This window comes from Curtobacterium sp. NPDC087080 (assembly GCF_044745105.1).
Taxonomy (GTDB): domain Bacteria; phylum Actinomycetota; class Actinomycetes; order Actinomycetales; family Microbacteriaceae; genus Curtobacterium.
This window is the reverse complement of the sequence record NZ_JBIUZP010000001.1, coordinates 130187-154352: the sequence shown is the minus strand read 5'-3', so window position 1 is coordinate 154352 and position 24166 is coordinate 130187. Positions and strand designations below refer to the sequence as shown.

The following is a 24166-nucleotide window of genomic DNA, read 5'->3' as shown; positions in this document are numbered from 1 at the left end:
GGGTACCCTCGAGGGTGCGAGGATCGGACCCGTGCACGAACCCGACGACGAATTCTCGGACCTGGCCGCGCTGGCAGCCGCGAGCGGCGTGACGGAGCCGCTCCGCGCCTCCCGTCAGGTGGTCCGCGCCGACGACGGGCGCGAGACCGCGGCAATCCGCTGGGACACGGCGGACGGCCGGGAGGCACGGATCACCTACCTGCACGGGCTCGGCATCGACGCGCACAGCTTCGACCAGACGGCGATCGCGGTCGGGGAACCGGCGGTCGCCCTCGACCTGCCCGGGCACGGCCGGTCGTCCTGGCGCGACGACGCCGACTACGGCGCGAGCACGACGGCCCCCCAGGTGCTGGCCGCGCTCGACGCCCTCGGGGTTCCGCCGGGCGTGGTCGTCGGGCACTCGCTCGGCGCCATCCTCGCCGCCCGACTGGCGGCGACGGCCCCGGAGCGCGTCACCGGCCTGGTGCTCGTCGACATGTCCCCGGACTTCGCGCAGCGCGCGGTGGACCGCATCGCCCGGGCGCTCGAGGACGAGACACCGTTCGCGTCGCTCGAGGAGGTCGTCGACCGCGCCGTCGAGGCCCGCGTCGGCGACGACCGCGCGGTGCTCCTCCGCGAAGCCCGGCACACCACCCGCCTCGGTGCGGACGGCCGACTCGTCCGCCGGCACCACTTCCCGCACCTGCCCGCAGGTCGGACGGCGTCGGTCGGCCGGTTCGCCGACGCGTGGCCGGACCTCGAGGCCCTCGACGTGCCGCTCCTGCTCGTCCGCGGCGACCGCGGCTACGTCTCCCCGAAGCTGCACGCCGGCTTCACCGAGCGACTGCCCGAGGCCGACGTGGTCACGGTGACCGCCCGACACGCGGTGCAGAACCAGGCCCCCCTCGAACTGGCGTCGGCCATCCGGGCATGGGGAGCACGGCACCGGTTGTTGCACGAGGTCCAACAACCGTCGTCCGGCACCGATCGCCGGTAACCTCGTCCCGCGCGATGCGACGACCGTCGCCACCACGCGCCCGGAAGGAACCCACACCCATGAGTCCGCTCCTCCCCCGTCGCGGCGGCCGTGCAGCACGCGTCGCCCTGACCGCCACCGCGGTCGCCGTCGCCGCGGCCCTGACGCTCACCGCATGCTCGGGCTCCGACGGCGCTGACCGCACGGGCGACGACGCCACCGTGCGCGTCGGGCTCGTCCTCGAGCCGACGAGCCTCGACATCCGCACGCAGTCCGGCGCCGCACTCGACCAGGTGCTCATCGACAACGTGTACCAGGGACTCGTCGGGCGCACGGCGGACGGCGAGATCCGCGACGTGCTGGCGTCGAAGCACGAGGTGTCGGCGGACGGGTTGACCTACACGTTCACGCTGCGCGAGGGCACGACGTTCCAGGACGGCAAGCCCGTCACCGCGGCCGACGTCGTCTGGTCGCTGCAGCAGGCGAAGGACAACCCGTCCTACGTCGACTCCGCCAAGCTCGCGGGCGTCTCGTCGATCAGCTCCCCGTCGGACGGAGTCGTCGAGCTGCGCCTGGCCGCGCCGGACTCCGACCTGCTCTTCACCCTGACCGGGCGCGCCGGACTCGTGCTCGAGCAGGCCGCGAGGAACGACCTGACCGACAGCGCCAACGGCACCGGACCGTACGAGGTGTCGTCCTGGAAGCAGGGCGACTCGCTCACGTTCAGCCGTAACGACGACTACTGGGGCAGCGAGCCGAAGGTCGCGAAGATCGTGTTCCGCTACATCACGGACCCGTCGACGGCCGTGAACGCGATGGCGAACGGCGACCTCGACGTGCTGAACCCCGTCGACGGCACGCTGCAGGGCCAGCTCCAGGGCAACCCGGACATCGAGCTCCACCGCGGCAGGACGACCGACAAGTACACGCTCGCGTTCAACGACGCGCAGGCACCGTTCACGGACAAGCGGGTGCGCCAGGCCATCCGGCAGGCGATCGACCCGAAGGCGCTCATCAAGGCCATCGGCGGCACGGGCGTCGAGCAGGGCGGGCCGATCCCCGAGCTCGATCCCGGGTACGAGGACCTGACGTCGATCGACGCGTACGACCCCGACAAGGCCAAGCAGCTCCTGGCCGAGGCCGGGCAGTCCGACCTCGACCTGACCCTGACCTACGCCAACGTCTACCCGGCCACGATCGGCGACGTGCTGAAGTCGCAGCTCGCCGACGTGGGCATCACCCTGAAAGTCCAGCGGGTCGACTTCGCCACCTGGCTCGACCAGGTCTTCACGAAGAAGGACTTCCAGCTCTCGATGGTCGACCACGTCGAAGCGCGGGACTTCGGCAACTGGGCGAACCCGGACTACTACTTCGGGTACGACAACCCCGAGGTGCAGCGCCTCTACGCCGAGTCGATCGCCGCGACCTCGCAGACCGAGAAGGAGCAGGCCCTCCGCAAGGCCGCCCGGATCGTCAGCGAGGACGCCGCCGGCGAGTGGCTGTACACCGCGACGGAGATCACCGCCGTCCGGAAGGGCGTGACCGGCTTCCCCGTCGACGGCGGCAACTCGCGCCTCGACCTGGCCGGGCTGGCGGTAAGGTGACCGCTGCCCTGCCGGTCGTCGGGCGCTCGTCCGGCGACACGGACCGGCCGGTCGCCGGTCGCCCGTCCGGCGCTGCGGTCCGGGCTCGTGCCGCCGCCCCCGTAGCATCGGACGCGTGACCCGGTTCCTCGTCGGGCGACTGCTGCTGCTCGTCGTCGGCCTGCTCGTGGCGAGCATCATCGTGTTCGCCACGCTGCGCGTGCTGCCCGGCGACGTCGCACAGATCGTCGCCGGCACCCAGTCGACGCCGGCCCAGGTCGAGCAGCTCCGGCAGCAGCTCGGCCTCGACCGGCCGGTCGTCGTGCAGTACCTCGACTGGATCGGCGGTGTGCTCCGCGGTGACCTCGGCCGGTCGCTCGTGACGAACGGCGCCGTCGGTCCGGAGATCGCGCAGAAGCTCGCCGTCACGCTGCCGCTCGCGGGGATGTCCCTGGTGGCCGCCCTCGTGCTCGGCGTCCCGCTCGGGGTGCTCGCCGCGGTGCTGCGCCGTCGGGCCGGCGGTGCGGTGATCGGCTTCGTCGCACAGGCGGTCGCGGCCGTCCCCGTGGTCTGGGCGGGCATGCTCCTCATCGCGCTGTTCGCCGTCACGTTGCACTGGCTGCCGACGCAGGGCTTCCCGCTCGACGGGTGGGACGAACCCGGTCGCGCGTTCTCGTCGCTCGTGCTCCCCGCGCTCACCATCGGCGCCGTCGAGGGTGCCGTGATCCTGCGCTTCACCCGCTCCGCGACGCTCGCCGTGCTCGACGCCGACCACGTCCGGACCGCGGCGGCGATCGGCCTCACGCGGACGCGGGCGCTCCTGCGGCACGGCCTGCCGTCGGTGGCCCTCACGGTGCTGGCCGTCCTCGGCGTGCAGATCGCCGGGCTCCTGGTCGGGGCCGTCGTCGTCGAGCAGCTCTTCTCGCTCCCGGGGGTCGGCCGCATGCTCGTCACCGACGTGGGACGGCGCGACGTCACGAAGGTGCAGTCGGAGCTCCTCGTGCTCACCGGCCTCGTGCTGGTCGTCGGCTTCGCGGTCGACGTCGTGCACCGGGCACTCGACCCCCGGCAGCGGGAGGTGGGCGAGTGATCCGCCGTCTGCTCGCCCGACCCACCGGGTGCTTCGCCGTCGTGGTCCTCGCGCTCCTCGTCGTGCTCGCCGCGGTGTCCCTCGTGTGGACGCCGCAGGACCCGTTCCGCGCCGACCCGTTCCAGCAGTGGGCGGCACCGAGCCTCGCGCACTGGTTCGGCACCGACGCCGCAGGGCGGGACATCGCGAGCTACCTGCTCGCCGGTACCCGGACGACCGTGCTCGTCGCGGTCGGCTCCGGCATCGTCGCGAGCGTCGTCGGCATCCTCCTGACGGCGATCGGCTCGCTGACCACGCGGTGGGTCCGCGAGGGCACCGCCGTCCTCCTCGACATCCTCGTCGCGTTCCCCACGCTGCTCACCGCCATGCTCCTGACGGCGGTGTTCGGCGGGTCGCTCGGCATCGTCGTGGTGAGCGTCGGGCTGTCGTTCGGCGTGACGATCGCCCGCGTCGCCCGCGGGGAGATCCGCCGCATCGCCCGGAGCGACTACGTCGTCGCGGCGCGGGCCTCCGGCGTCGGCCCCCTGGGCGTGCTCACCCGCCACCTGGTGCCCAACGCGGCGCCGCTGTTCACCGTGCAGCTGTCGCTCGCGATGGCGACGGCGGTCCTCGCTGAGGCCGGCCTGTCCTACCTCGGCTACGGCGCGGGGTCGGACACGGCGTCGTGGGGCAACCTGCTCGCCGACCTGCAGACGTACATCGGCGTGCACCCGTGGAGCGCGACCTGGCCGGGCGCCGCGATCGCCCTGGTCGTGGCCGCGCTCTCGCTGCTCGGTGACGCGGTGCGCGACGCGGCCGACCCGCGCCTGACGACAGGCGACCGGACGGCCGCAGGCGACGGAACGGACCCGGACGACCGTCCGAGCACGGGCCGGGCTGCGGACCGACCCGCACCGGACGGCACGACGACGACCCCGGGGGTGACGGCGTGAGCGACCGACGGACCGGACGCGACGGACTCGAGGTGACCGGACTGTCGGTCCGCATCGCGGGGCGGACGGTGCTCGACGACGTGACGTTCACCGTGCCTCCCGGCCGACGCGTCGGCGTGATCGGCGCGTCCGGGTCCGGCAAGTCGATGACCTCGCTCGCCCTGATGGGTCTCGAGCCGGCGGGGGCCGAGGTGCGCGGGAGCATCCGCCTCGACGGCACCGAGCTCGTCGGCATGCGGGACCGGGACCGCGCACGGCACCGCGGCTCGGGGATCGGCATGGTGTTCCAGGAGCCCGCGACCGCCCTCGACCCGCTCCGGCGGGTCGGCGCGCAGGTGGCGGAACCGCTCCGGCTGCACCGCGGGCTGGACCGCCGGGCTGCCGCCACCGCCGCGGTCGCGCTGGCGGATGCCGTCGGGCTGCCCGACCCCGCTGCGCTGCTCCGGCAGTACCCGCACCAGCTGTCCGGCGGGCAGCGGCAGCGCATCTGCATCGCGATGGCGATGGCCGGCTCCCCCGCCTACCTCGTGGCCGACGAACCGACGACGGCGCTCGACGTCACGACCGAGGCTCGGATCCTCGAACTGTTCGAGCGGCTCTCGACCGAGCGCGGCACCGGGATGCTCTTCGTGACGCACGACCTCGCGGTGCTCGCCCGCATCGCCGACACCGCCGTCGTGCTCGACCACGGCCGGGTCGTCGAACAGGGGTCCGTGCGCGCGCTGCTCGACGCCCCGCAGCACCCGACGACGGCGGCCCTCGTCGCCGCCGCACGCGCCACCGCCCGCCGCACCGGAGGCCCCGCATGACCGACGCGCTGCACGCCAGCGGCCTCCACCGCACGTACCGTCTGCCGCGCCGCGGCCCCTTCGAACCGGGTCCGGTACGGACCGCGGTCGACGGCGTCGACCTGACGGTCGCCTCCGGTGCGCGGCTCGGCATCGTCGGCGAGTCCGGTTCCGGCAAGTCGACGCTGGTGCGCCTGCTCGCCGGCCTGGAGGCTCCCACCGCCGGCACCGTCTCGGCCGGCGGTCGTCCCGTGGTGGCGTCGGCCTCCGCGGCCGCGATGCGCTGGTTCCGTCGCGAGACCGGGGTGGTGTTCCAGGACCCGTACGCGTCCCTCGACCCGAGGATGCGCGTCGGGTCGATCGTGACCGAACCGCTCCGCGCACTGCGGGTGCCGGGCGACCACCGCGCACTCGTGGCCGCGGTGCTGGAGCGCGTCGACCTGCCCGCAGACGCCGCCAGCCGGTACCCGCACGAGTTCTCCGGCGGACAGCGGCAACGCATCGCGATCGCCCGCGCGGTGGTGCACTCGCCGCGGATCCTGTTCGGGGACGAGCCGATGAGCGCCCTCGACGTGGTGGTCCGTGCCCGGGTGATCGACCTGTTCCGCTCGCTCGCCGACGACCTCGGCCTGACCCTCGTGCTCGTGTCGCACGACATCGGCGTGGTGCAGCGGCTGTGCGACACCGTGGCGGTGCTCTCCGAGGGGCGGATCGTGGAGCAGGGGCCGGTGTCGCTGCTCGACGACCCGCGGCACCCGGTGACTCGAGCGCTGGTGGCGGCGGCGCCGACGCTGCCGTAGGGCGGGGCCGCGGGCGACGCGACACTTCCGCTGTCGTACGACGACCACGATGTCGCGCCAGTCCACGAGCCGCGACACCGCGCCGGCGTCAGTCGCGCACGACACCGCGCCGGCGTCAGTCGAGCGTCACCACATCGCCGGGTGTCGCCGCTGCCACCGCAGCCGTCGCTCGAGCTGCGCCCCGATGGCCAGCAGCACGCGCTCCCCGCCCGGCCGCCCGATGAGCTGCACACCCATCGGCAGGCCCGCGCCGTCCGGGTGGTCCTCTTCCGTCACGCCCACCGGCAACGTGATCGCAGGGAGCCCCGACACGTTCGCCATCGAGGTCCACGGCGAGTACGCGCACTGCCGTCGGAAGTCCTCCTCGGGGTCGTCCCCGTACCAACCGAGCGGCCGAGGCGTCAGCGCCAGGGTCGGCGTCAGCACGGCGTCGAACCGGTCGAACGCCCGGATGAGCCCGGCCGAGAAGGCATCGAGCGTCGTCATCGCGTCGAGCACCTGCGTCGCGGTGAGCGCCCGCCCGCGGTCGACCAGCCAGGACACCAGCGGGGTGAGCTCGGACAGGTCGATGCCGGGTACGCGGGGCAGCCCCGCAGCGCCGGACTCCCACGCCACCCGGAACGCGTCGGCGTACGGCAGCCGGGGCATCGCGACGTCCTCGACCCCGTGGCCGACCTCGCCGAGCACCCGCACGGCGGTCTCGACGGCGGCTCGGGCGGCCGGATCGACCACGACGTCGACGGTGTCGTCCCACGGCGACCCGTCGAGCAGCCCGACGACGAAGCGCCCCTCGCCACGGACGGCCGCAGCGGTGAACGGCCCGTCGCCGACCTCGGGTGTGACGAGCGCGTACGGTGAAGGCTCCGCCAGCCCGGTCGGGGCCACCAGGGCGTCGAGGAGCATCCCGGCGTCGGCGACGTTCCGCGTGATCGGACCGGCGACGCTCAGTCCGCCGAGGCCCGTCCGACCGGGCATCGACGGCACCCGGCCGCGGCTCGGCTTCAGCCCGACGAGACCGGTCGCTGCGGCCGGGATCCGGACCGATCCCCCGCCGTCCGTCCCGACGGCCGCGGGCACGAGTCCGGCGGCGACGGCGACAGCGGTGCCGCTCGACGACCCGCCGGGTGCCCGAGTGGTGTCGTACGGGTTCCGGGTCGTGCCGATCCGGGTCTCCGACGACGACGACATGCCGAACTCCGGAGAGGTCGTCTTGCCGAGGCTCACCGTCCCCGCTGCGGCGAGCGCCGCCACCAGTGGGTGGTCAGCGGTCGCAGGCGTCGCGGGAAGTGCTGCGGAGCCGTGCCGGGTCGGGACGCCGGCTCGGTCGTACAGGTCCTTGTCCGCGGTCGGCAGCCCCCACAGCGGACGAGAGGTCGGCACCAGGGACCCGAGCTGCGACGCCCGGGCGCGTGCTGCGTCGGCGGTGACGGTGACGAAGGCCCCGAGTGCGGGGTCGAGTCGTTCGATGCGGGCGAGGTAGTGCTCGGTCACCTCGAGCGCGGTCGCGTCCCCCCGTCGGATCCAGTCCCAGAGTTCCTGCGCCGAGAGGTGGTGGAGTTCGAACACGGTCCCCGAGCCTAGGCCTGCAGGTGCGCGGCGAGCACGTCCCGCACCGTCGTCCAGTCGTGCGGCCCGTAGCGGTCGTTCGCGACGTGGTGGAGTTCGGCCTCGCCGCTGAACATGCTGACGAAGTACTGCATCCCCTGCCAGGCGGGGAAGGGCTCGTCGTCCCCCGCGCTCGACAAACGCCGACCGACGCGGGCCATCGCCGAGAGGGTCCCCGCGGTCCCGGCCCACTGCGTGCGGAACCGCGTGCCGGTGAGCCGCGACAGGGTGTCGGCAACGCTCCGGGCGGTCACCCGGTCACCAGCGACCTCGACGACGCGTGGGGCGTCCGGGTCGAGGGCGACGCGTGCGGTGACCCAGGCGGTGTCGTCCTTCGTGGTGAAGTCGAGCAGCTGGTCCGGGGACGACCAGTACAGGACCGTGCGGCGGTCGAACAGGATCATCGGCGCCTGCCCGGTGAGCATGTCGGTGAAGGCGCCGTTCAGCACCGAGGTCGCCCGGATCGGTGCGGCGTCGAGCGCTGCGGCGAACTCGCGGCGCAGCTCGAAGTTCCGGTTCGTCCCGGGGGTGATCGCACGGTAGTCGGCCGAGTAGTCGGACGGCACGAACCGGGGCACGCCGGCGTCGACCGCTGCGGCGAGCAGCGCGGTCTGTGCGTCGACGACCACGGAGCGGGTGCCGCTCAGCACGGAGACGACGACGTCGACCCCGGCGAGCGCCGCCACGAGTCCGTCGTGGTCGTCGTAGGCGGCGCTGACGACGGAGACACGGTCGGACCGTGTGGTGAGCCGGTCGGCGGCGGGCCCGGTGGCCGAGCGGCTGAGTGCGCGGACGCGGACGTCGGGATCGGCCGCGAGGAGGGCGTCGACGATGCGGGAACCGAGGTCCCCCGTGGCGCCGGCAACGAGGACGGTGCTGCTGGTCATGCACCCGACGCTACGCACGGGCGACCGACACCGCGCGTCGGGCACCGTACGGCGCTTGCATCCTTCGGTGGAACTCCCGGTGGTGCGTCCCTCCGCCGGTCGTTCCGGGCAGCAGACGTTCCTAGCGTCGGTGTCATGACGAACACGACCGAAGTCCGGCCCGGTGCCGGCACCGCTGCCTCCCGTGCGACGGGGGTCCGGGGCGTGGTGTCCCGGCACCCGCTCGCCTCCTTCGCCACCCTCGCCCTCGGCCTGAGCTGGCTCGCGTGGATCCCCTACATCCTGAGCCCGCACGGCCTGGGCGTCTGGGACCTGCACTTCCCGGAGTTCCTCGGCACGGCCCAGTTCACCGGGGTCCTGCCCGGCGCGCTCCTCGGTCCGCTCGGCGGCGCGTTCGTGGTGACCGCCCTCGCCGACGGCCGTCCGGGGCTGCGGCGGTGGGTCGGTCGGCTCTGGCGCTGGCGGGTGTCCTGGTACTGGTACGCACTCGCACTGGTCGGCGTCCCGGCGCTCATCGTCCTGACGGGCCTGCCGTTCTCCGGCGGCAACGTGCAGGCACCGACCGCCCTCGCCCTGCTCGCCCTCGTGCCGGGGCTCGTCGTGCAGCTGTTCACCACCGGACTGTCGGAGGAGCCCGGCTGGCGTGACTTCGCCCTGCCCCGGCTGCAGGACCGCTTCGGGCCGCTCGGTGCCGCCGCGGTGCTCGGTCCGCTGTGGGCGCTGTGGCACATGCCGCTCTACCTGTCCGACTGGGGCGGGTGGCCGGACGCGCACTGGTCCGAGCCGGTCGTCTTCGCGCTCTTCACGATCACGTTCAACGTCGTGATGACGTGGGTGTTCAACCGCACCGGCGAGAGCCTGCCGATCGCACTGCTGCTGCACGTCGGGGTGAACAACACCATCTCCACCCTGTGGGCGGACATGTACCCGGGGATGTCGGCGGGCACGATGATGCACGGGCTCGCGATCGTCTCGACGATGGCCGCCGTCGTCCTGCTGGTCGCCACCCGGGGTCGGCTCGGGTACGACCGTCGGCCGGGAGGCACGGATCGCCTCCCCGCGTCGCCCTCCGCCCGCCTCGTAGGATCGGACGATGGCACCCGCTGAAGCGCGTGCGGCTCGCGTCGCCGCCGACCCCCGCTCCGCGCGGGAGGTCGACGGTGGCCGCCGCCTGCGCCGCACCGACGTCCTGGTCGCCGTCGCGACCGCCGTCGTCTCGCTCGGGCTGCTGCTCGGGCTGCCCTTCCTCGACGCCGTCGATCCGGACACGCTCGGACACCCGCTCTCGGCGCCCGAGGTCGGCAGTGCCGACTGGGCGGCGACCGCGCTCGGACTCCTGGTGCAGTCCGCGGTCCTGCTCGCAGCTCGTCGGGCTCCCCGGACGGTCGTGCTCGCGGTCGCTGCCGTCCCCGTCCTCCTCGTCGCCGTCACCTCCGGCGGTGACCTGTTCGGCCTCACCGCGCTCCCCGTCGTGGTGGCGGTGGTACTCGCCGGCGTGCGGGTACCGCTCACCGTGCTCTGGCCGTCGGTCGTCGGGGCGGCGGCGCTCGTGTCCGCCGGCACCGCGGGCAACTGGGTCAGGCTGAACGGCGCGCTGTCCGACCGGTCGCTCGCCGATGCACTCGTCGAAGCACTCCCGCAGGGCGTCACGCAGGCCGTCGGGGCCGTCGGGCTCCCGCTCGTCGTGGCGCTCGTGGTGCGGTCCCGGCGCGAGGTCCGGGCAGCGCGGGACGCCGAGGTCGCCGCACGGACCGCCGAGGCCTCCGCAGCGGTGCGGGAGCAGGACGCCCGGGTCGACGCCGCCGTGTCGCGCGAACGGGCCGCGATGGCCCGGGAGCTGCACGACATCGCAGCGCACCACCTGTCCGGGATCGCGCTCATGTCGGCCGTCATCGACCGGCAGATCGACACCGACCCGACCGCCGCGCACGAGGGTGTCCGCCAGGTGCGGGAGCAGAGCACCGCGGTGCTCGAGGACCTGCGTCGCCTGGTCGGACTGCTGCGGGACGACGCCCCCGCCGAACGCGCCGTCGAGACCGTCGCCGGGATCGTCGACCTGGCCGAGCGTGCCCGGTACCGGTCCGACGTGCGGCTCGAGGTCCTCCGCGGTGCGCACGAGGTCGCCGAGGGCGTCGGACCCCTGGCGCAGCTCGCTGCCTACCGCACCGCGCAGGAGGCACTGGCGAACGCCGCCCTGCACGCCCCGGGTGCCGTCGTCACGGTGACGCTCGACGACCGCGCCCCCGACCACCTGGAGCTCCGCGTGGAGAACACGGCACCCCCGGCACCCGGCACGGCGGACGCACCGGGCGACCCGACCCCGGGGAGCACGGCAGCGGGCGGGAACGGCCTGCGCGGCATGCGCGAGCGGGCGGACCTGGTGGGGGCGCGCCTCCAGACCGGTCCGACGGCGAGCGGTGGCTGGGTCGTGACGTTGCGACTCGGACGTGAGACGCCCGAGGTGGCGCGGTGATCCGGGTGCTGGTGGCGGACGACCAGCCGCTCGTCCGCGCGGGGGTGTCGGCGCTGCTGGCGGCCGAGCCGGACGTCGACGTGGTGGCGGTCGCGGCCGACGGCGGCGAGGCCCTCGCACTGGCACGGAGCACGCGGCCGGACGTGGCGGTGCTCGACATCCGGATGCCGGTCCGGAACGGCATCGAGGTGGCCCGGGAGCTCTGCGCGCCGGACGCCGACCCTGCGGTGCCGGTGTTGATGCTGACGACCTTCGACCTCGACGACCTGGTGTTCGGGGCGCTCGAGGCGGGGGCGTCGGGGTTCCTGCTCAAGGACGCGGAACCGGACGTGATCGTCGACGCGGTGCGGCAGGTCGCGGCCGGGAACGGCACGATCGACCAGAGCCTGACGCGGCGGGTGCTGCGGGAGTTCGTCTCACGGCGGAGCCTGCAGCCGGTGACGGGTGACCGGGCGTCCGAGCTGCTGACCGCCCGGGAGCGGGACGTGCTGCTGCTCCTGGCGCAGGGCATGTCGAACGAGGAGATCGCGGCGGAGCTCGTCGTCGAGGTCTCCACCGTGAAGTCGCACCTGGCGCGGATGCTGCCGAAGCTCGGGGTGCGCTCGCGCCTGCAGGCCGTCGTCTGGGCGTACCAGAACCGCGTCGTGGCGATCCCCGAGGGCTAGGCGGCCGTGAGGGTGGTGCTCGGCCTTTCCGGGCGTACCTGGCGCTTCCGGGCGTACCTGGTCCTCCAGTTCCGCCAGGTACGCCCGGTTCCACCTGGCATCGCACGCGTTCTGGGAAGGAACGGGCGCGCGAGATCAGGTGAGGCAGTGTGCCAGGACCGCCTGCTGGACCGGCAACAGCGCACGTTTCGCCCCGTGTCCCACGAAGGCCGGACTCGCGATCGCGTCCGCGCTGACCTCGCGCCCACGGACGAACGGCGGACACGGAGCGAAGCGCACCCCGTCGGGGGCGAGCGCCAGGACGTCCGCTGTGATCCGGTAGGGCTCGAGGGCAGCGGCGTGGCGACCGGGTCCGTCGGTCACGACGACGTCCGCGTCCGCCATCGCTCCGCCGAGGTCGCCCTGCTCGTACGCGCGGGCGAGTGCGAACACCGCGTCGGTGTCGTCGGTGGTCCAGTCGTCGAGTCGCAGGAGGTGACGCACCTCGCCACGCTAGGGGGCCGTCACCGCCGTACCGTGCCCGACTCCCCGCGCAGGACGGAGAGCACGGAGGACCGGACGGCGGCACCGCCGTCACGAGCCGGATCGACCAGGACCGCGCGCATCCCCGCGGCACGTGCCCCGGCGACGTCACGTTCGGGGTCGTCGCCGACCATCAGGCACGCCTCGGTCGGGACGCCGAGGTCGTCCGCGACACGCTCGAACGCGCGTCGGTCCGGCTTGGCGACCCCGATCCCCTCCGACGTGCAGACCACGTCGACGAGGTCTCCGAGGCCGGTCGTGACGAGCTTGTCGCGCTGCTGCTCCTCGGTCCCGTTGGTCAGGACAGCGATCGCTCTGCCGGAGTCCCGGATCTCCTGGAGGAGCGCCGCGCTCCCCGCGAACGGACGCCAGGCGGCCCGGTACGCGACGAGGTAGCGGCCGAACAGTGCGTCGAGCTCGTACGGGTCGTGCCGTGGTCGGAGCCCGGCGAGGGGCAGCACCTCGACGAGCCGGGCCCGACGCTGCTCGGCGAAGTCGACCTCTCCACGTCGCCACCGGTCGAAGTGCCACTCCTCCGCCTCCGCCCATGCGTCCCGCAGGGCATCGGACGGGTCGACACCGAGCTCGCCGAGGAAGTCGTCTACCGCTCGAGCTGCTGCTCCCGCGTGGTCGAACAGGGTGCCGTCGAGGTCGAAGACCACCGCACGGACGTCGCTGGTCATCCGCGCACCGCGGCGACGACCCGCTCGACCGCGACCGCCACGGCCCGCTCGCGCACCGCCGGGTCCTCGTGCTCGGACTCGTGCACGAACACCGTCGCCCCGCGGACCGCGCCGCAGAAGTCCACCACGCCGTGCTCGAGCTGCGTCCGGAGTGCCTGCTCGTACCCGTGCCGCTCGTACACTCCGGCGTCGTCGCCGGCGATCGGCACGAGGTGCACCGTCAGCCGGCCGAGCCGTCGGTCGATGCGCCCGTCCTCGCCGACGCCGAAGGCCCACCCGTTCACGAACACCCGGTCGAGCCAGCCCTTGACGAGTGCCGGCACCGACCACCACCACACCGGGAACACAAGCACGAGGTGGTCCGCTCCGTCGAGGCGCGCCTGTTCGGCCGCGACGTCGGGCGCCGGGTCGGTCCCCGTCCGGTAGGTGTGCCGGTCCGTGGCGGTGAAGCGGGGGTCGAAGCCCTCGGCGGCGAGGTCGGCGACCGTGACGGGGCCCGCGCCGGCGGCGTCGAGCGCCGCCTCGATGCGGTGGGCGACGGCGAGCGTCAGCGAGTCGGGGTCCGGGTGGGCGGTCACGATGAGCGTCGACACGCCTCGATCCTGCCAGCAGCGGGTGCACGGACGCCCCGCCGGACGGGAGGCACGGTGCGGGCCGGCACCGTGCCTCCCGTCCGGTGGGTGGTGACGACGTCAGTCGTCGTAGCGGTAGAAGCCCTGTCCGGTCTTCACGCCCAGGTGGCCGGCGTCGACGTGTTCGCGCAGCAGGCGGCGCGGCCCCTCCGGCAGGTTCGGGTCCTCGGCCGCGTAGTGCTCCTCGATGTCGAGGACCACGTCGAGGCCGACCTGGTCCATCATCCGGAAGGGCCCGGCCGGTGCGCCGCTGTTCACCTGCCACATCGCGTCGACGTCCTCGGGCGTCGAGACACCGTCGGCGACGACCGCGAGCGCCTCACGCTTGATGGCGGCCCAGATGCGGTTGAAGATGAACCCGGTCGACTCACGGCGGGCCAGGAACGGGTGCACGCCGTAGCGGGGCAGCACCTCGAGCAACAGGTCGATCACGGCCGGGTCGGTCTGGCCGTCGCTCATCAGGTCGACGGCGTTCTGCTGCGGGGGCATGTAGAAGTGCACGTTGAGGACGCGCTCGGGGTGCTCGACCTCGTCGATGACCAGACGACTGGCGTACGAGGACGAGTTCGTGGCGAGGATCGTGTCCGCCGCGACCAGCGCGTCGAGCCGTCCGAACAGCGGGGTCTTCAGGTCGAGCCGCTCGGGGACGGCCTCGACGACGAGCCACGCGTCGGCCACCGCGGCCTCGAGGTCCGCCTCGCCGCGGACCGTCCCCGCGGTCGCACCGTCGCGCGCGGCCACGACCCCGGGCAGGGTCTCCTCGACGTACCCGACGGCGGCGGCCCGGACCTCGTCCGACAGGTCGTGGATCCGGACCTCGGCCCCGCCGCTGGCGAACATCAGGGCTATGCGGCGTCCGAGCGTTCCACCGCCGATCACGGTCACGGGGCGGTCGGCGGTGTCTCGGGGCGGCTGGTACGGCACGGGGTCCCTGCTCTCGGTCTGTTTCGGTACACTTCGTACTCGATACAGATCGTATCGGAGTTCTGAGAGGAGATGCGCATGCGCGCCGACGACGTCCTGCAGCACCTGACCACCCCGCTCGCCGCGCCGGTCTACCCGCTCCGGCCGACGCGGTTCACCGACCGCGAGTACTTCAACGTCGTGTACCGCACCGACCCCGACGCACTGCGGGCCGTGGTCCCGGAACCGCTCGAGGTCACCGAGCCGCTCGTCCGCTTCGAGGTCATGAGGATGGGCGAGGTCGACGGGTACGGCCCGTACGTCGAGTCGGGCCAGGCGATCCAGGTCGAGCACGACGGCGAGCGCGGCGAGTACCTGCACGCGATGTACCTCGACAACTCGGCCGCGACCCTCGCCGGCCGCGAGCTCAGCGCCTACCCGAAGGTGCTCGGCACCCCGGCGCTCCGCGTCGACCAGGGCGCGCTCGTCGGCACCCTCGACCGCGGGACCGAGCGCGTGGCCACCGCCACCATGGCGTACGAGTGGGAGCCGCTCGACCACGACGCCGCCCTGGCCGAGATCACCGTGCCGACCTTCATGGTGAAGCTCGTCCCGGACCTGCGGACCCAGCGCCACCTGGTGGCCGACCTCGTCCGCACCGAGATCACCGACGTGACCGTCAAGCAGGCCTGGACCGGACCCGCCCGGCTGCAGCTGTTCGCGCACGCGCTCGCGCCGATGGCCGACCTGCCGGTGCTCGAGGTCGTCCGGGCGTCGCACGTCCTGACGGACCTGACCCTCGCCCCGGTCCGCACCGTGCACGACTACCTGGCCGACCGGCCCTCGGCCTAGCCTGTAGCCGTGACCGAACCAGCCGCACCGCGCGCCGTCCGACGGCGGAGCAGCACCCGGGCGACGCTCATCGCGGCGGCCGAGGCGATCTTCCAGGAGACCGGGTCGACCTCGGTCAGCGTCGAGGCGGTCGTCGCTCGCGCCGGCTACACCCGGGGAGCGTTCTACTCGAACTTCCGGACCGTCGACGAGCTGTTCTTCGCGGTCTACGAGCAGCAGGCCGAGGCCGTCTTCGCCGTGCTCGAACACGAGCTCGGCGCCGCGCTCGACGGGCACCCGACGGTCGACGGTGTCGTGCAGGGCGTCGTGCACGGCCTGCCGCCCGAGGACCGCTGGTACGCGATCCGCTCGGTGCTCACCACGCGGGCCCGACACGACCCCGAGGTGAACGCCCTGCTCCGCGCGCACACCGACCGGTTCCACGCCACGCTCCAGCCACTCCTCGTCGCCGCGCTCGAGCGGGCCGGCCGTGTCCCCACCGTCGACCCGGCGCTCTACACGCGGGCGGTGGTCGCGGCGCACGTCGGCGCGGTCAGCCAGAGCGTGCTGTTCGACGGGACCGACGCGGTGCGGGTCGCGGCCGTCGAGGGGTGCATCCTCGGGCTCACGCGTCCGGTGGACGACGCGGCCGGCGCTGCTGACGGGGCTTGAGCCGTCGTCGGCGCGGCCTGAGCGGGGTCCCGCCCGTGGGACGATTGCCGGATGACCGCCACGCTCGTCGCCAAGGACCTCGCCGGCGGCTACGCCGCCCGCACGCTCTTCGAGGGCCTCGACCTCACCGTGGCCCCGGGCGACGTGATCGGCCTGGTCGGCGTGAACGGTGCGGGCAAGTCGACGCTCCTCCGCCTGCTCGCCGGCGTCGACGAGCCCCTCGCCGGCACGGTGTCGACGAACCCGCCGGACGCCTTCGTCGGTTGGCTCCCCCAAGAGCACGAGCGGATCGCCGGCGAGACCGTCGCGGCGTACGTCGCCCGACGCACGGGCTGCGCGGACGCGACGGCCGACATGGACCGCGCTGCCGAGGCCCTGGGCGACCCGGCCGGCGGTGACGCCGCGGCCGACCGCTACTCCGCCGCGCTCGAGCGCTGGCTGGCGTCCGGTGCCGCCGACCTCGAGGAGCGCCTGCCGGTCGTGCTCGCCGAGCTCGGGCTCGAGACCACCCCGGACGGCTCCGGCGTCGGCCCGGACTCGCTGATGACGGCGCTGTCCGGTGGGCAGGCGGCCCGCGTCGGGCTCGCCGCACTGCTGCTCTCCCGCTTCGACGTCGTGCTGCTCGACGAGCCGACGAACGACCTCGACCTGGACGGCCTCGACCGGCTCGAGCAGTTCGTCCGGGGTCTGCGTGGCGGTGCGGTGCTCGTCAGCCACGACCGCGAGTTCCTCGCCCACTCGGTGACGGCCGTCCTCGAGCTCGACCTGGCGCAGTCGTCGCACCGGCTGTTCGGCGGCGGCTACGAGGCGTACCTCGAGGAACGCGAGATCGCCCGGCAGCACAAGCGCGACGCGTACGACGAGTACGCCGCGACGAAGGCCGACCTGGTCTCCCGCGCGCGGACGCAGCGCGAGTGGTCGAGCCAGGGCGTGCGGAACGCGATGAAGAAGAACCCGGACAACGACAAGATCCGCCGGAAGGCCGCGAGCGAGTCGAGCGAGAAGCAGGCGCAGAAGGTGCGGCAGATGGAGTCGCGGATCGCCCGGCTCGACGAGGTCGAGGAGCCCCGCAAGGAGTGGCAGCTCGCCTTCACCATCGGCAGCGCCCCGCGCTCGTCCACGGTCGTCGCGACGCTGTCCGACGCCGTGTACGAACAGGGCGACTTCACGCTCGGCCCGGTGTCGCTGCAGGTGTCCGGCGGCGACCGCATCGGCATCACCGGCCCGAACGGCGCCGGCAAGTCGACCCTGCTCCGCGCCCTGCTCGGCCGGACGGAGCCGACGAGCGGTTCCGCGTCGCTGGGTTCCAGCGTCGCGATCGGCGAGGTCGACCAGGCCCGAGCGGCCTTCACGGGCGAGCAGCCCCTCGCCGCGGCGTTCGAGGAGCTCGTGCCCGAGATGACCACGGCCGACGTCCGGACCCTGCTCGCGAAGTTCGGGCTGAAGGCGGACCACGTCGGCCGCCCGTCCGCCGCGCTCTCACCGGGTGAGCGGACCCGTGCCGGGCTCGCGCTGCTGCAGGCCCGCGGGGTGAACGTGCTCGTGCTCGACGAGCCGACGAACCACCTCGACCTCGTGGCGATCGAGCAGCTCGAACAGGCGCTGGAGTCCTACGACGGCACCCTGCTGCTCGTCACGCACGACCGGCGGATGCTCGACACCGTCCGGCTCGACCGCCGCTGGCGGGTCGAGGCGGGTCGCGTCACCGAGGTGTGACGGGACGGACGGGAGGCTCGTGGCGGGCCCGCCACGGGCCTCCCGTCCGTCTCTGGCGCGGTCAGTGCTCCCAGGCGAACCGGATCACGCCGTCGTGCTCGGTCGCGAGCGCGAGGAGTCGGAGCACGCCGACGAACAGCGCAAGACACGCCGCACCCCAACCGACTGCCGCCCACGGGCGCCGTGCAGCGCCCCGCCGGAAGGCCATCATCCCGCTGAACAACCCGCAGAGCGTCAGGGACAGCAGGGACGCCCACCGTGCGACGTTCGTCATCTGCGCGCCGAGGATGCTGCCGCCCCAGACGATCGCCAGCGTCGCGAGCCACGAGCACACGAGGGTGATGAGCACGCCCTCCAGCGCGTCGCCGAGACGGTCCGTGGACCGATCCGCACCGCGCCACCGCTCGTACGCCTTCTGCTGGAAGACCTGCCGGTAGCGGTCGATCTCCGGCAGCAGCGCGACGACCTCCGCCGGCAGGGCCGATCCCGCAGGCAGCACCAGGAAGGTCGCCAGTCCGGACTCGTCGACGCCGGAGGCAGCGAACAGCCGGGCGGCTCGGTCCTGCTCCTCGGACGTCGTGAGACCGGGGACAGCGAGACCCCAGCGGCCGGCCTGGTCGGGTGCGCCGAGTTCGCGGTACCGCTCGACCAACGCGAGCCGCACCTCGAGCGCTGCCGGCGCGGCCCGGACACGGGTGCGCAACGACATCAGCGCATCAGCGCGGGCGCCGCTCGCCCATCGTTCAGCGGCCCTGTCGATGACCTCGTGATCCTGCACCCGTTCATCCTGGAGCACCGACGCGCGTGATGTCGTCCACGTCGTCCGCCGTCAGCACGTCCGGTCGCCGCTCTGCCAAGATGACGAAATGCGATCGATCGGCTACGACGGGAGGGTGGTCCTGCAACGGCCCGAGGACTACGACGACGATCTCGCCGTCTCGGTGCAGGCCACCCAGCTCGACGTTCCGCGATCGATGGCCACCCGGATCGTCGCAGAGTGGTGCGACTTCTTCGGTGCGGGTCCGAGCCAGATCCGCGAGTTGGAGTTCACGAGCAGGACCCCCAAGCGGCTCTTCGCGTCCCTCGAGGGGCAGACACAACTCGAGACCCTCGTCACCAAGTGGGGCGACTACGACGACCTCCGCCCGTTGATCGGCATGCGATCGCTCGACACGCTGGAGCTCCACAGCGCACCAGCTCTGGTCGACTTGGCGCCCCTTGCCGAGATCCCCTCGCTCCGGAGGCTCGTGCTGACCGGCACGTTCCGCGTGCGGGACTACAGCGCCATCGGCGCCTGCAAACGCCTTGAAGACCTCGCCGTCCTCCCGGGTACCGAGCGTGGAAGGTCGACCACCCCGGACCTGGACTTCCTCGCGGAACTGCCGCTGCTGCGCGAACTGCACTTCGGCGTCGAGCCCGACGACCGCGACTGGTCACCGATCCTCCGCCTGCAGCACGTCGATCGCATCCGCATCGCGACTGCTGCCGACATGCGCCCGAGACTGTTGGACCTCGAATGGGCGGTCCCTGGTGTCGCCATGGTGATCACCGAGCAACACGACTGGGACGAGAGCCACCACTGGGTCGAGGGCGGTCCCGACGAATGAACCCGAACGGACGGCTCGCTCGACTCCTCCGGACATGACCGTCGTCCCTCACGAGCGCTGAGGGGGAGCATCGGAGCGGCTGTCCGATCCGGCAGCGCCGACACCGAGATCGATGAGGACGTGAGGCCAGCGCGGAGGGCTTCCCGGGGGCTGCGCTCACGGACAGCGACTGGTCGGTCAGTGCGCCGCCCGGTGGAACGGGCACCCGCCGGCCCGCGCGGTGCCCGCGCCGCGGCGCGTCACCCGACCGCCCGAGGCGGGCTTCGTCGGCATCCGCCGCCGGTCGACGTCGAGTCCCTCGTCGAGCACCTCGATCCGCGGGTCGCTCAGCACGGCGACGGCGGTGGCGAGGGCCGCGACGGCGACCTTCTCCCCCGGGCACCGGTGCCCGGTCGCGACGTCCGCTCCGCCGTGCGGCACGAAGGTCGCCACGGCCTCGACGTCGTCCCAGCTGGTGACGTCCAGCCAGCGGGCGGGATCGAACCGGTCGGCGTCCGGCCAGGAGCGGTCGTCGGTGTCCGTGCCCAGGATGTCGAGCACCACCCGTCCGCCCGCGCGGAGGCGCTCGCCGTCGAGTTCGACGTCCTCGGTCGCCCACGCCGGGAGCACCGGGACGAAGGGCGCGGTGCGGCGGACCTCCTGCGCGAAGGCGACCGCGACGGGCCCGTCGACGAGCGAGCCGCGGGTCAGGGTCTCCTCGGCGATCCGACCACGCCACTCCGGCCGATCGTGGAGCTCCTTCGCGGCGAAGGCGACGAACCGGGCGACGGCGATCGCCGGCCGGATCGAGTTCTGCAGCTCGATGCCCGCCGTCCGCGGCGGGAGCAGGGCGCCCTCCTGGTCGCGGTGCCACGCCCACTCGTGCAGTGCCGTGCCCTCGGCGGGGTGCAGCCGTCCGCCGCGGACCGCCTCGACGAGTCGGGCGGCGTGCCGGTCCGACCAGTGCCGGTTCAGGACGGCGAGCAGGTACTCGGGCGAGTACGGCACCCCGAAGCCGTCGACGACCTGCGCGAGCTTCGCCGACCACCGGGTCTTCGCTGCCGGGGTGCCCGGGAGCCCGGCCCACCGCATGACCGCCCGTCCGATCGCGCCGACCGCTGCGTCGTACGCCGACCGCCGGCCGCCGGCGAGCCAGGCGTCGAGCTCGCGTGCCCACTCCTCGGCGAGGAACGGCGTGAGACGTCGGACCTGCTCGTCCTCGTACGCCACGTCGACGAAGGTCGCCTTGCGGTGTCGGTGCTCCGCCCCGTCGAGCGAGTGCACCGACCCCGCACCGAACAGGGTCCGCTGCACCAGGGCGGGCATCGCACCGTGCCGCCTGGTCCGGTCACCGTCGTAGAACAGGTCGACGCCCTCCCTGCCGCGTACGAGCAGCGCCGGCCGACCGAGCAGCCGGAACGGCACCGCGCGGGCGCCGGGTGCGGTCCGACGCCACAGGTGGGCGCCGAAGCCGTAGCCGCGGGTGAGGAGTCCGAGGGAGTCGTCGATCGCCATGCCCGCCATGGTGCCAGCACGTCCCGAGGTGCCCTCACGGCCGGGATCTGGTGGACTGTGCACAGGAGGGGACATGCGACGCAGGACCTGGGGCATCACGATCGCCGCCGTGGCGGCAGCGGCGCTGGCTGCGGTGGGGATCGGCGCGGCCGTGCAGCAGCCCGAGCCGGCGGCCACGACCGCCGCGCGGACGACGCCGACACCGGTGCGGACGGCCACGCCGACGCCGGTGCCGACGCTGCCCGCGATCCCGGCGGCGGCGTCCGAAGCGGAACTCGCCGCACTTCCCCTGGCGTACCACGACGCCGTCGTCCCGGAGCTGCTCGACGGCAGCCACGTCCGGCCGGACAACCGGTGGGAGATCGCCACACCGAAGCAGCGCCTCGTCGCGCTCTACGCCGACCCCTCGCCGGACGCCCGGCCGGTGGCCACCCTCGCCTCGACGGTCTCCACGATCGAGACGCCCGCCGCGACGGCGGTGTGGGGCCGGTCGGACGGGGAGGACGGCGGCATGGTCCTCGTCGCGACCCCGGCGCGGAACCGCACGCCCGGCGACGGCGGTGACCCGACCGCGCCGAGCGCGACCTTCGCCTGGGCCCGCGCCGCCGACTTCACCATCGCGGCGACCGACCGGATGATCCAGGTCGACGTCGCCGCGTCGACGGTGTCCGTCGTGGGGAAGGACGGATCGGTGTCCGCCTCCGAGCCCGCACGGCTCGGGACCCCGGACGACCCGACCCCCACCTCGACCGCGACCTACGTGGAGGCCGCCTACATCGACGCCCGCGTGACCTACACGCAGGGGAACCCGATCATCCTGACCGGCGCACACTCGTCGCGCATCCCGCAGTACGGCGGGAACGCGGCCCTGACGGCCCTGCACTACTACCCGGACCCGAACGGCAGCTCGCACGGGTGCGTCCGGATCTCCGCGGCGATGACGAAGACCCTGTCCGAGCTGCCGGTCGGGACCGCGATCTGGTTCAGCTGACGGCCGTCAGCGGTCGGCTCCGAGCCCCAGCCGCGTCACGACGTCGGCGCTCTCCTCGTCGGGCGAGCGTTCGGCCGACACGGTCAGGTGTGCCTCGTCGGGCTGCGGCGGCTCGAGCGTCGCCAGCTGCGAGGCGAGCAACGACGTCGGCATGAAGTGCCCCGCCCGGGCGGCCATCCGCTGCTCGACGAGCGCGGGGTCCCCGGCGACGTGCACGAACACCACCCCGGGCGCCCGCAGTACGTCCCGGTAGGAGCGCTTCAGCGCCGAGCACGTGACGACTCCGGGGGTCCCGTCGGCCAGGTGCGACCGGATCCAGTCGGCGATCGTCCCGAGCCACGGCCAGCGGTCCTCGTCGGTGAGCGGGGTGCCGGCCTCCATCTTCGCGACGTTCGCCGGCGGGTGCATGTCGTCCCCCTCGGCGAACTCCCACCCGAGACGCTCGGCCACGGTCGCGGCGAGCGTCGACTTGCCGGAGCCCGAGACGCCCATCACCACGAGGACGCGCGGAGCGGTGACCGCCATCAGAAGAACACCCCCGCGATGAGCACGCCGACGAGACCGATCACCGAGATGAGGCACTCGAGCACCGTCCACGTCTTGAACGTCTGCCCGACCGTCGTCCCGAGGTAGCCCTTCACGAGCCAGAAGCCGGCGTCGTTGACGTGCGACAGGAACACCGAGCCGGCGCCGATCGCGAGCACGAGGAGCGAGGTCTCCGGGGTGGACAGGTCGGCGGCGATCGGCGCCATGATGCCGGCGGCCGTGACCGTCGCTACCGTGGCCGAACCGGTGGCGACGCGCACGAGGGCGGACACCACCCAGGCGACGAGCAGCACCGAGATGCCGGACTCCTGCACCGCGTCGGCGATGACCCCGCCGATGCCGGTGTCGATGAGCACCTGCTTGAAGCCGCCGCCCGCTCCGACGATGAGCAACACGCCGGCGACCGGGGGCAGGGCGTCCTCGAGGGACTTCGCGACGGCGCTGCGGTCCATCCCGCCGCCGATCGCGAAGAACACCATGGCGAAGACGGTGGCGATGCCGATCGCGATCATCGGGGTGCCGAGGAAGTCGAGCAGCGACACCCAGCCGCCGGCGGCGTCGGGTGCGACCGCCTCGCGGACCGCCTGGGCGAGCATGAGCACGACCGGCAGCAGGATGCCGACGAGCGCGGTCGTGAACGACGGGCTGCGCGGTTCGCTGATCACGCGGGTGAAGTCGCTCTTGCCGTTCGGCAGGGACGCGGTGTCCTGCGTTGCGGGGCCGCGGCGTGCCTCCCGGCCGGCGTGCGCGGGGTCCGACGGGCCGGAGCCGTCGGACGAGCCGGTGCCGGACCCGCGCGAGCCGAACATGTCGGGCGCCGGGATGTCGACCCAGCGCGCGGCGAAGCGCGCGAACAGGGGGCCGGCCAGGATGATCACCGGGATCGCCAGGACGATGCCGAACGCGAGCGTCGTGCCCAGGTTCGCGCCGACCGTGGAGACCGCGACGAGCGGGCCGGGGTGGGGCGGCACGAAGGCGTGCATGGTGGAGAGGCCGACCAGGGCCGGGACCGCGATCTTCATGATCGGGACATCGCTGCGCTTGGCGACCAGCACGATGATCGGGATGAGGAGCACCAGGCCGACCTCGAAGAACATCGGCAGGCCGATCAGTGCGCCGATGAGCGCCATCGTCCACGGCAGCGCGGCCTTCGACGATCGACGGACCAGGGTGTCGACCACGCGGTCCGCGGCCCCCGAGTCGACCAGCATGCGACCGAACATCGAGCCGAGGCCGACCAGGATGCCGACGCTCGTCATCGTCGCGCCGAAGCCGTTGCCGAAGCTCGTCACCGTCTTGTCGGGAGCGAGCCCCGCGCCGATGCCGACCCCGAGCGCGCCGATCGTCAGCGCGACGAACGGGTGCACCTTGAGCCAGGTGATGAGCACGATGATCACGACGATCCCGAGCAGTGCGGCGACGATCAGCTGCCCGATCGGGCCGGACGGGTCGACCGTCTGCGTCGAGCCGCCCTCGGCCGCCAGGACCGTGAGCCCGTGCAACGCGTCGGCCGGCGCGGTTCCTCCGGTGGGTGCGTGAGGCATCTGTGCCCCTTCCTGGAGCCGCTGCCTCGCGGCTCCGTCGCCTTCGTGTGCGTCCGTGGGTGGTGACGCGCAGGCGGCCGTTCGCGAACGGCCACCCGGGCGGCTTCTCGACCGCCCAATAATCTGATAAATCAGACTGTACAACGATCTGCCGCGCGGCATCCACCCTGCGGCGCAGTCTGCCGCTTCGATGGAGACCGCGTCACGGGGACCGCTCTCCGACGCCGGCCGGAGCGCAGTGCACGCC

Annotated in this window: 24 protein-coding genes; 14 read left to right on the top strand and 10 right to left on the bottom strand. The window is 73.3% G+C overall.

The annotated features are described in order from the left end of the window. Positions 1-31: 31 nt before the first annotated feature. The 6 genes from ACIPEQ_RS00735 to ACIPEQ_RS00710 all read left to right on the top strand — a co-directional run bounded on the left by ACIPEQ_RS00735 (position 32) and on the right by ACIPEQ_RS00710 (position 6148). The gene (locus tag ACIPEQ_RS00735; protein WP_250367219.1) at positions 32-976 is read left to right on the top strand and encodes an alpha/beta fold hydrolase; all 945 of its coding nucleotides are present in this window, start codon (positions 32-34) and stop codon (positions 974-976) included. Between the two features lie 59 nt (positions 977-1035). Further along, a complete protein-coding gene (locus ACIPEQ_RS00730; RefSeq protein ID WP_402713466.1) occupies positions 1036-2559 on the top strand; it encodes an ABC transporter substrate-binding protein in 1524 nt (507 codons plus the stop codon). A gap of 115 nt (positions 2560-2674) precedes the next feature. Further along, the gene (locus ACIPEQ_RS00725) at positions 2675-3628 is read left to right on the top strand and encodes an ABC transporter permease (RefSeq protein ID WP_209677332.1); all 954 of its coding nucleotides are present in this window, start codon (positions 2675-2677) and stop codon (positions 3626-3628) included. Further along, positions 3625-4560, top strand: coding sequence for an ABC transporter permease (locus ACIPEQ_RS00720; protein WP_402713464.1), 936 nt, complete (start codon positions 3625-3627; stop codon positions 4558-4560). Before ACIPEQ_RS00725 ends, ACIPEQ_RS00720 begins: the two co-directional genes overlap by 4 nt. Then, entirely contained in the window at positions 4557-5369 is an 813-nt protein-coding gene (locus ACIPEQ_RS00715) for an ABC transporter ATP-binding protein (protein WP_402713462.1), read from the top strand. The genes ACIPEQ_RS00720 and ACIPEQ_RS00715 overlap by 4 nt, the downstream gene beginning before the upstream one ends. Continuing rightward, positions 5366-6148 carry an ABC transporter ATP-binding protein gene (locus ACIPEQ_RS00710; RefSeq protein ID WP_402713461.1) on the top strand — a complete coding sequence of 261 codons (783 nt, stop codon included), beginning with the start codon at positions 5366-5368 and terminating at the stop codon, positions 6146-6148. Before ACIPEQ_RS00715 ends, ACIPEQ_RS00710 begins: the two co-directional genes overlap by 4 nt. 126 nt (positions 6149-6274) lie before the next feature. Here ACIPEQ_RS00710 and ACIPEQ_RS00705 read toward each other — a convergent pair whose 3' ends face one another. Further along, positions 6275-7714 carry an amidase gene (locus tag ACIPEQ_RS00705; RefSeq protein WP_402713459.1) on the bottom strand — a complete coding sequence of 480 codons (1440 nt, stop codon included), beginning with the start codon at positions 7712-7714 and terminating at the stop codon, positions 6275-6277. A gap of 11 nt (positions 7715-7725) precedes the next feature. Next, complete coding sequence (locus tag ACIPEQ_RS00700) at positions 7726-8640, bottom strand: NmrA family NAD(P)-binding protein (RefSeq protein ID WP_402713457.1); 915 nt, start codon at positions 8638-8640, stop codon at positions 7726-7728. A 135-nt stretch (positions 8641-8775) separates the two neighbouring features. Between ACIPEQ_RS00700 and ACIPEQ_RS00695 the strand changes: the two genes are divergently transcribed. From ACIPEQ_RS00695 to ACIPEQ_RS00685, 3 genes are read left to right on the top strand one after another with little or no spacing between them, the layout of a single operon-like run. Beyond that, positions 8776-9747, top strand: a complete 972-nt coding sequence (locus ACIPEQ_RS00695; protein ID WP_402713455.1) for a type II CAAX prenyl endopeptidase Rce1 family protein — start codon at positions 8776-8778, stop codon at positions 9745-9747. Next, positions 9734-11113 carry a sensor histidine kinase gene (locus ACIPEQ_RS00690; protein ID WP_402713454.1) on the top strand — a complete coding sequence of 460 codons (1380 nt, stop codon included), beginning with the start codon at positions 9734-9736 and terminating at the stop codon, positions 11111-11113. Before ACIPEQ_RS00695 ends, ACIPEQ_RS00690 begins: the two co-directional genes overlap by 14 nt. Beyond that, positions 11110-11778, top strand: coding sequence for a response regulator transcription factor (locus ACIPEQ_RS00685; protein ID WP_250367227.1), 669 nt, complete (start codon positions 11110-11112; stop codon positions 11776-11778). Before ACIPEQ_RS00690 ends, ACIPEQ_RS00685 begins: the two co-directional genes overlap by 4 nt. 135 nt (positions 11779-11913) lie before the next feature. Here ACIPEQ_RS00685 and ACIPEQ_RS00680 read toward each other — a convergent pair whose 3' ends face one another. From ACIPEQ_RS00680 to ACIPEQ_RS00665, 4 genes are all read right to left on the bottom strand, one after another. Next, positions 11914-12261: a hypothetical protein gene (locus ACIPEQ_RS00680; protein WP_402713453.1), complete on the bottom strand. Its 348-nt coding sequence runs from the start codon at positions 12259-12261 to the stop codon at positions 11914-11916. A 20-nt stretch (positions 12262-12281) separates the two neighbouring features. Next, positions 12282-12983, bottom strand: coding sequence for an HAD family hydrolase (locus ACIPEQ_RS00675; protein ID WP_402713452.1), 702 nt, complete (start codon positions 12981-12983; stop codon positions 12282-12284). Continuing rightward, positions 12980-13576, bottom strand: a complete 597-nt coding sequence (locus tag ACIPEQ_RS00670) for an NAD(P)H-dependent oxidoreductase (RefSeq protein WP_402713450.1) — start codon at positions 13574-13576, stop codon at positions 12980-12982. Before ACIPEQ_RS00670 ends, ACIPEQ_RS00675 begins: the two co-directional genes overlap by 4 nt. 99 nt (positions 13577-13675) lie before the next feature. Further along, positions 13676-14539: a 3-hydroxyacyl-CoA dehydrogenase family protein gene (locus ACIPEQ_RS00665; protein WP_250367231.1), complete on the bottom strand. Its 864-nt coding sequence runs from the start codon at positions 14537-14539 to the stop codon at positions 13676-13678. A gap of 78 nt (positions 14540-14617) precedes the next feature. Here ACIPEQ_RS00665 and ACIPEQ_RS00660 point away from each other — a divergent pair, with 78 nt between their 5' ends. Genes ACIPEQ_RS00660 through ACIPEQ_RS00650 form a run of 3 tightly spaced genes read left to right on the top strand, consistent with a single transcriptional unit; the run spans position 14618 to position 17737 of the window. Then, entirely contained in the window at positions 14618-15370 is a 753-nt protein-coding gene (locus ACIPEQ_RS00660) for an acetoacetate decarboxylase (protein ID WP_402713448.1), read from the top strand. A gap of 9 nt (positions 15371-15379) precedes the next feature. Beyond that, positions 15380-16021: a TetR/AcrR family transcriptional regulator gene (locus ACIPEQ_RS00655; RefSeq protein WP_402713446.1), complete on the top strand. Its 642-nt coding sequence runs from the start codon at positions 15380-15382 to the stop codon at positions 16019-16021. 51 nt (positions 16022-16072) lie between these two features. Further along, complete coding sequence (locus tag ACIPEQ_RS00650) at positions 16073-17737, top strand: ABC-F family ATP-binding cassette domain-containing protein (RefSeq protein ID WP_402713444.1); 1665 nt, start codon at positions 16073-16075, stop codon at positions 17735-17737. 61 nt (positions 17738-17798) lie between these two features. Here ACIPEQ_RS00650 and ACIPEQ_RS00645 read toward each other — a convergent pair whose 3' ends face one another. Beyond that, positions 17799-18515, bottom strand: a complete 717-nt coding sequence (locus ACIPEQ_RS00645) for a hypothetical protein (RefSeq protein WP_402713442.1) — start codon at positions 18513-18515, stop codon at positions 17799-17801. Positions 18516-18603: 88 nt separating this feature from the next. Here ACIPEQ_RS00645 and ACIPEQ_RS00640 point away from each other — a divergent pair, with 88 nt between their 5' ends. Beyond that, positions 18604-19344, top strand: a complete 741-nt coding sequence (locus tag ACIPEQ_RS00640; protein ID WP_402713440.1) for a hypothetical protein — start codon at positions 18604-18606, stop codon at positions 19342-19344. 177 nt (positions 19345-19521) lie between these two features. Here the strand turns inward: ACIPEQ_RS00640 and ACIPEQ_RS00635 are convergent, their stop codons facing one another. Further along, positions 19522-20838, bottom strand: a complete 1317-nt coding sequence (locus ACIPEQ_RS00635; RefSeq protein WP_402713439.1) for a cytochrome P450 — start codon at positions 20836-20838, stop codon at positions 19522-19524. Positions 20839-20911: 73 nt separating this feature from the next. Between ACIPEQ_RS00635 and ACIPEQ_RS00630 the strand changes: the two genes are divergently transcribed. After that, positions 20912-21829: a L,D-transpeptidase gene (locus tag ACIPEQ_RS00630; protein ID WP_402713438.1), complete on the top strand. Its 918-nt coding sequence runs from the start codon at positions 20912-20914 to the stop codon at positions 21827-21829. A 6-nt stretch (positions 21830-21835) separates the two neighbouring features. Here ACIPEQ_RS00630 and ACIPEQ_RS00625 read toward each other — a convergent pair whose 3' ends face one another. Both ACIPEQ_RS00625 and ACIPEQ_RS00620 read right to left on the bottom strand, forming a co-directional pair. After that, positions 21836-22354, bottom strand: a complete 519-nt coding sequence (locus tag ACIPEQ_RS00625) for a gluconokinase (protein ID WP_402713436.1) — start codon at positions 22352-22354, stop codon at positions 21836-21838. Then, the gene (locus tag ACIPEQ_RS00620) at positions 22354-23919 is read right to left on the bottom strand and encodes a GntP family permease (protein ID WP_402713434.1); all 1566 of its coding nucleotides are present in this window, start codon (positions 23917-23919) and stop codon (positions 22354-22356) included. The genes ACIPEQ_RS00625 and ACIPEQ_RS00620 overlap by 1 nt, the downstream gene beginning before the upstream one ends. Positions 23920-24166: the final 247 nt, after the last annotated feature.